Origin of the sequence: Pseudomonas asplenii, from assembly GCF_001293465.1 — a bacterium.
Lineage (GTDB): Bacteria > Pseudomonadota > Gammaproteobacteria > Pseudomonadales > Pseudomonadaceae > Aquipseudomonas > Aquipseudomonas fuscovaginae_B.
Genome location: NZ_JSYZ01000018.1, coordinates 379371 through 385499 on the forward strand (window position 1 = coordinate 379371; position 6129 = coordinate 385499).

At 63.7% G+C, this 6129-nt stretch carries 5 protein-coding genes and 1 pseudogene; all 6 read left to right on the forward strand.

The window, feature by feature from the left end:
* Positions 1-23: 23 nt before the first annotated feature.
* On the forward strand, positions 24-1025 hold the full coding sequence (alc, locus tag PF66_RS23305) for an allantoicase (RefSeq protein ID WP_054057796.1): 1002 nt from the start codon (positions 24-26) through the stop codon (positions 1023-1025).
* 160 nt (positions 1026-1185) lie between these two features.
* On the forward strand, positions 1186-1698 hold the full coding sequence (locus PF66_RS23310; protein WP_054057797.1) for an ureidoglycolate lyase: 513 nt from the start codon (positions 1186-1188) through the stop codon (positions 1696-1698).
* A 132-nt stretch (positions 1699-1830) separates the two neighbouring features.
* Complete coding sequence (locus PF66_RS23315; RefSeq protein WP_054063936.1) at positions 1831-3132, forward strand: urate hydroxylase PuuD; 1302 nt, start codon at positions 1831-1833, stop codon at positions 3130-3132.
* A 226-nt stretch (positions 3133-3358) separates the two neighbouring features.
* Positions 3359-4714 (forward strand): nucleobase:cation symporter-2 family protein, encoded by a 1356-nt coding sequence (locus tag PF66_RS23320; protein WP_054063937.1) that lies wholly within the window; start codon positions 3359-3361, stop codon positions 4712-4714.
* Between the two features lie 203 nt (positions 4715-4917).
* Positions 4918-5703: an outer membrane protein OmpK gene (locus PF66_RS23325; RefSeq protein WP_054063938.1), complete on the forward strand. Its 786-nt coding sequence runs from the start codon at positions 4918-4920 to the stop codon at positions 5701-5703.
* A gap of 271 nt (positions 5704-5974) precedes the next feature.
* Positions 5975-6129: pseudogene (locus PF66_RS33510) on the forward strand (OprD family porin); the annotation flags it as partial.

Below are 6129 nucleotides of genomic sequence, written 5' to 3' on the forward strand. Positions count from 1 at the left end.
TTGTTCAAAGGCAGACAAGAAAAATGAAAGCTTACGCCGCACCTTTCGAAAAATTCGTCAACCTGGCCGACGCCCGCCTGGGCACCCGGATCATTTCCGTCACCGACGACTGGTTCGCCGATGCCAACCGCCTGTTCCAACCAACGCCGGCGGTATGGAAGGAAGGCGTGTTCGATGACAACGGCAAGTGGATGGATGGCTGGGAATCGCGCCGCAAGCGCTTCGAAGGCTACGACAGCGCCGTGATCCGCCTGGGCGTACCCGGCTCGATCAAGGGCGTGGACATCGATACCTCGTTCTTCACCGGCAACTACCCGCCCTCGGCGTCGCTGGAGGCCTGCTTCCTGAGCGAAGGCGAGCCGGACGAAAACACCCGGTGGGTCGAAGTACTGCCGGCCGTCGAGCTGCAGGGCAACAGCCACCACTACCATGAAATCCACAACGAGCAGCACTTCAGCCACCTGCGCTTCAACATCTACCCGGACGGTGGCGTGGCCCGCCTGCGGGTGCATGGCATTCCGTACCGCGACTGGTCGGCCGTGGGCGACAACGAACAGGTAGACCTCGCCGCCGCACTCAACGGCGGCCGCGCCCTGGCCTGCTCCGACGAACACTTCGGCCGCATGAGCAACATCCTCAACCCGGGCCGCGGCGTCAACATGGGCGACGGCTGGGAAACCGCCCGCCGTCGCACGCCGGGCAATGACTGGGTGATCGTCGCCCTGGGGCATCCGGGCGAGATCGAGAAGATCATCGTCGATACCCTGCACTTCAAGGGCAACTACCCGGACAGCTGCTCGATCCAGGGCGCCTACGTCAAGGGCGGTACCGACAGCCAGATCGAGACCCAAAGCCTGTTCTGGCGCGAACTGCTGCCGAGCCAGAAGCTGGAAATGCACGCCGAGCACACCTTCGCCGAGCAGATCAAGGCGCTGGGCCCGATCACCCACGTCCGCCTGAACGTGTTCCCCGATGGTGGTGTGAGCCGCCTGCGCCTGCTGGGCAAGGTCGCCAGACAAGGCTGAGGCAAACCCTGCAGGAGCCTGGCTTGTCGGAGCGCCGAACCGCCGCGAATGGGCCCGCAAGGCCGCTGAAAAGCTTCGCGGGCCAGTCGGATCGCCGCATCGCCGGCTCCTGCGGGACCGTGCGGTAACGAACCAACGAATTAGAGAACAGAAGAACAGCATGCGCACACTGACGATTGAACCGCTGACCAAAGAAGCCTTCGCCCCTTTCGGTGACGTGATCGAAACCGACGGCAGCGACCACTTCATGATCAACAACGGTTCGACCCAGCGCTTTCATCGCCTGGCCACGGTGGAAACCGCGACGCCCGACGACAAGGCGATCATCAGCATCTTCCGCGCCGATGCGCTGGACATGCCGCTGACCGTGCGCATGCTCGAACGCCATCCGCTGGGCAGCCAGGCTTTCATTCCGCTGCTCGGCAACCCCTTTCTGATCGTGGTCGCGCCACTTGGCGATGCACCTGTATCAGGTCTGGTCCGCGCCTTCATCACCAATGGCAGGCAGGGCATAAATTACCATCGCGGCGTCTGGCACCATCCGGTCCTGACGATCGAAAAGCGGGATGACTTCCTGGTGGTTGATCGCAGTGGCAGCGGTAACAACTGCGACGAGCATTTTTTCACAGAGGATGAGCAGTTGATCCTCGCCCCCCACCAGCGGACGGAGTGAAAACCCTGTGCCAGGCAAGGCTGCGCTGAACACCGCCCCGGCTTGCCATCGCTCGCTGCGTTTTCACACCGTCTTCAATAAGAAAAGGCCCGATCGCTCTGCAAAAAGTGCGACGGGAGAGAGGTAAAGACTGTGGAAGCACATCTGTTGGAATGGCTGAACCTGAGCGTACGCTGGGTTCACATGATCACCGGCGTCGCCTGGATCGGCGCTTCGTTCTACTTCGTCTGGCTGGAAAACAACCTCAACCGGGTCAACCCCAGGACCGGCCTGGCCGGCGACCTGTGGGCCATCCACGGCGGCGGCATCTACCACCTGGAGAAGTACAAGCTGGCCCCGCCGAGCATGCCGGAGAACCTGCACTGGTTCAAATGGGAAGCCTACTTCACCTGGATGTCGGGCATCGCGCTGCTGTGCGTGGTGTTCTACTCCAATCCCCTGCTCTACCTGGTCGCCCCCGGCAGCGGCCTGAGTGGCGCGCAAGGCATTGCCATCGGCGTCGGCGCACTGGTCGCCGGCTGGTTCGTCTATGACTTTCTCTGCGACTCGCCGCTGGGCAAGCGGCCGGCCCTGCTCGGCCTGATCCTGTTCATCCTGCTGATCGCCGCGGCCTACGGCCTGAGCAAGGTGTTCAGCGGACGCGGAGCCTACCTGCACGTCGGGGCGATCATCGGCACCATCATGGTCGGCAACGTGTTCCGCATCATCATGCCGGCCCAGCGCGCGCTGGTGGCGGCCATCGCCGAGAACCGCACGCCGGACCCGGCCCTGCCGGCCAAGGGCCTGCTGCGCTCGCGCCACAACAACTACTTCACCCTGCCAGTGCTGTTCATCATGATCAGCAACCACTTCCCGAGCACCTACGGCAGCCCTTACAACTGGCTGATCCTGGCCGGGATCGCGGTGCTGGCGGTACTGGTGCGGCACTACTTCAACACCCGGCACAACAGCCAGAAGTTCGCCTGGACCCTGCCGATCGCGGCGCTGGGCATGATCTGCCTGGCCTACGTCACCGGCCCGGCATCGAACCCGAGCGCCCCCGAAGTCGCCAGGACGCCGGCGAAGATCGAGTACCAGCCCTTGCCGGAAACCGCCCTCGGCGGTGGCCTCAAGCCGGCCCCGGCAGTGGAACCGAGCCCTCCCGCACCGGCGGCGACACCAGCCGCTGATGCCGTCGCCTTCGACAAGGTGCACAGCGTGATTCAGGAGCGTTGTGCGGTCTGTCATTCGGCCAAGCCCACCAGCCCGCTGTTCAGCAGCGCGCCGGCCGGGATCATGTTCGACACCCCGCAACAGATCCAGCAACTGGCCCCGCGTATCCAGGCCCAGGCCGTCGCGACCCAGATCATGCCCCTGGGCAACATCACCCAGATGACCCAGCAGGAACGTGACCTGATTGGCGCCTGGATCAACCAGGGGGCACACACACCCTGAGGAGCACCAGGCCCCTGCAGGAGCAGGCGATGCGGCGATCCGACTTGCCCGCGAAAGGCCCCTCAAGGGCGCCAGGGACTTCGCGAGCAAGCTCGCTCCCACAGGTCAGCGGGCGACCTCGAGATCAGCGACCCGCCGTGAAACGCCTGCCTTACCGACAACAGCAAGCGCTGTCGGCAACCACACAGCGCCAGAACCACAAGAATAAAAACATCCGAGGTGTTGCATGTCCGAGCTATCCGAACCGCGCATACCCGAAGCACCCGCCCTTGCCCGCCTGCCCCTGTTGCAGTTGCTGCTGGTGGGCCTGCAACACGTCCTGCTGATGTATGGCGGGGCCGTCGCCGTACCGCTGATCATCGGACAGGCCGCCGGCCTGAGTCGTGAGGAAATCGCCTTTCTGATCAATGCCGACCTGCTCGTGGCCGGCATCGCCACCCTGGTGCAATCCTTCGGCATCGGTCCGCTGGGCATTCGCATGCCGGTGATGATGGGCGCCAGCTTCGCCGCCGTCGGCAGCATGGTGGCCATGGCCGGCATGCCCGGCATCGGCATGACCGGGATCTTCGGCGCCACCATCGCCGCGGGCTTCTTCGGCATGCTGATCGCACCGTTCATGTCCAGGGTGGTGCGCTTCTTCCCGCCACTGGTCACCGGCACGGTGATCACCGCCATCGGCCTCTCGCTGTTTCCCGTGGCGGTCAACTGGGCTGGTGGCGGCAGCGCCGTGGCGCAGTTCGGCTCGCCGATCTACCTGACGGTCGCCGGCCTGGTGCTGGCGACCATCCTGCTGATCAACCGCTTCATGCGCGGTTTCTGGGTGAACATCTCGGTGCTGATCGGCATGGTTCTGGGCTACGTGCTGTCCGGCCTGATCGGCATGGTCGACCTCAGTGGCCTGGCCCAGGCACCGTGGCTCAAGGTGGTCACGCCGCTGCATTTCGGCCTGCCGCAATTCCACCTCGCGCCGATCCTCTCCATGTGCCTGGTGGTGGTGATCATCTTCGTCGAGTCCACCGGCATGTTCCTCGCCCTGGGCAAGATCACCGGCCAGGAAGTCACCCCACGGATGCTCCGCCGCGGCCTGCTGTGCGATGCCGGCGCCTCGTTCTTCGCCGGTTTCTTCAACACCTTCACCCATTCCTCGTTCGCCCAGAACATCGGCCTGGTGCAGATGACCGGCGTGCGCTGCCGTTCGGTGACCATGGTCGCCGGCGGCTTGCTGATCGTCCTCAGCCTGCTGCCCAAGGCGGCCTTCCTGGTGGCCTCGATTCCACCGGCAGTCCTCGGCGGCGCGGCCATCGCCATGTTCGGCATGGTCGCCGCCACCGGGATCAAGATTCTCCAGGAGGCCGACATCTCCGACCGCCGCAACCAGTTGCTGGTGGCCGTGAGCATCGGCATGGGCCTGATCCCCGTGGTCCGTCCGGAGTTCTTCGCGCACCTGCCGCAGTGGATGGGGCCGATCACCCACAGCGGAATCGCCATGGCGACCGTCAGCGCCGTCACCCTGAACCTGCTGTTCAACGTCCTCGGCGGCGCCGAACGGGCCGCCCTCAGCGGGCACGTGCACCCGCACTGAGTGACCGGGGCGGCACGCGACAGGCTGCCCCGGTGCCAGCCTGAAACCTGTCGCCCGGCCCGGCGACGCTCTGTCGCGCGGGCTTGAGAGCACCGGCGTGCCTCTGTATCCTGCGCGCCCTCTCGTTTACAGCCGAAAAAAGGCGCCACACCAGAGCGCCGGACGACTTCGACGTCGAACTTCTTAACTTTGGGAGCAACCTGATGAAACGTACTTGCACGAGCCTGATGCTCGCGGGGACCCTGCTGTCGACCGGTACCGCCGTGGCCGACGACCTACTGCAGTGGCAGAACAACAGCCTGACCTACCTGTGGGGCAAGAATTTTGCGGTCAACCCGCAGATCCAGCAGACCGTCACCTTCGAGCACGCCGACGCCTGGAAATATGGCGACAACTTCTTCTTCCTCGATCGGATCTTCTACAACGGCAAGGCCGACGGCAACGTCGGCCCCAACACCTACTACGGCGAGTTCAGCCCACGCCTGTCGTTCGGCAAGATGCTCGACCAGAAACTGGAATTCGGCCCGATCAAGGACGTGCTGCTGGCACTGACCTACGAGTTCGGCGAAGGCGACAGCGAATCCTACCTGTTCGGCCCGGGCTTTGACCTGGCGATCCCCGGTTTCGACTACTTCCAGTTGAACTTCTATCAGCGCCAGACCGAAGGCAACCGCCCTGGCGACAACGTCTGGCAGATCACGCCGGTCTGGTCCTACACCATCCCGGTGGGTGACTCCAATGTGCTGATCGACGGTTTCATGGACTGGGTGGTCGACAACGACCAGACCTCACGCGGCACCTACCACGCCAACCTGCACTTCAACCCGCAGATCAAGTACGACCTGGGCAAGGCTCTGCACTGGAGCGCCAAGCAGTTGTACGTGGGTATCGAGTACGACTACTGGAAGAACAAGTACGGCATCGAGGATTCCGGTGCGTTCAAGACCAACCAGGACACCGCGAGCCTGCTGGTCAAGTACCACTTCTGAGGCAGAACGGGAGCCCGCCGGGCTCCCCGTTTGCGGCGTCGCCCCGCACGCCATCGCATCACCGCAAAAAATACCTCCCCCTCTCCCGTCGGGCCCGACAGCTCCAACTCAAGCCTCCAAGCCAGGTTGCCCGCACTTCCTTGTGGCTTCCCCCTGTTTCCCGGCCTGCCTGCACGTTGACAAGGCGTTTTTCAGCTGTTGATAATCCGCTCAATGTTGTACGACGACGTATAACACCAATAACAATAAAAACCGCAGGAGCTTCACCCTCATGATGATGCGCCCCTCCCGATCGCTGTTGCTGTCCGGCACTGCAAGCCTCGCCCTGACCCTCCCCTCCCTGGCCTGTGCCGAGGGTTTCGTCGACGATGCCAGCGCCAACCTGAATCTGCGCAACGCCTACTTCAACCGCAACTTCACCAACCC

Excerpts from the sequence above, each read along its gene's own strand:
- PF66_RS23310 (WP_054057797.1), top strand. The coding sequence starts at position 1,186 with ATGCGCACACTGACGATTGAACCGCTGACCAAAGAAGCCTTCGCCCCT.
- PF66_RS23325 (WP_054063938.1), top strand. The coding sequence starts at position 4,918 with ATGAAACGTACTTGCACGAGCCTGATGCTCGCGGGGACCCTGCTGTCG.
- alc (WP_054057796.1), top strand. The coding sequence starts at position 24 with ATGAAAGCTTACGCCGCACCTTTCGAAAAATTCGTCAACCTGGCCGAC.
- PF66_RS23320 (WP_054063937.1), top strand. The coding sequence starts at position 3,359 with ATGTCCGAGCTATCCGAACCGCGCATACCCGAAGCACCCGCCCTTGCC.